Here is a 419-nt window from a genome sequence, read left to right as displayed (position 1 = left end):
GACTGACATGAACGGCCGCACCGTGTATCAGTATCCTGAGTACACGGACGTAGCGGACAATGGGCTGTCACTGGAGTACATGAATGTGCCAGTCCCCAAACAGCTTAAGGCCGGTACGTATGCGGTACGTGCCACCATGTTGTACAAATTCAACCCTTTCAAGAACGGAGTCGTGGACACGCGTCTTGGATTTATTGAGGTGAACTAATGGGTTACTCAATCACACGCGATCAACTCGCAAAATTCGCACCCAACGCCAACGCCGCGTCGCTCGACGCACTAGTCGCGGGGGCCAACGCGGCGACGGCACGTTTCGGTATCGATTCGAGCCCTCGCCGCGTGCGTTATTTTATGGCGCAATCGTCATATGAAACGCAGGGCTACACCAAATTTGTCGAAAACCTGACGTACACGACCCC

At 54.2% G+C, this 419-nt stretch carries 2 protein-coding genes; both read left to right on the top strand.

The features are described from left to right. Positions 1 to 208: hypothetical protein (locus tag AC1RPG_RS08265; protein WP_481762510.1), on the top strand; the 208-nt coding region annotated here is incomplete at its 5' end. Beyond that, positions 208 to 419, top strand: a 212-nt coding sequence (locus AC1RPG_RS08260) for a hypothetical protein (protein ID WP_481762509.1), incomplete at its 3' end; no start/stop codon positions are given. The genes AC1RPG_RS08265 and AC1RPG_RS08260, both read left to right, overlap by 1 nt.

Source organism: Dellaglioa sp. CoH-57-MRSF-18 (assembly GCF_056781995.1).
The sequence above is the reverse complement of the archived record's forward strand: the minus strand, read 5'-3'. Positions and strand labels throughout refer to the sequence as shown.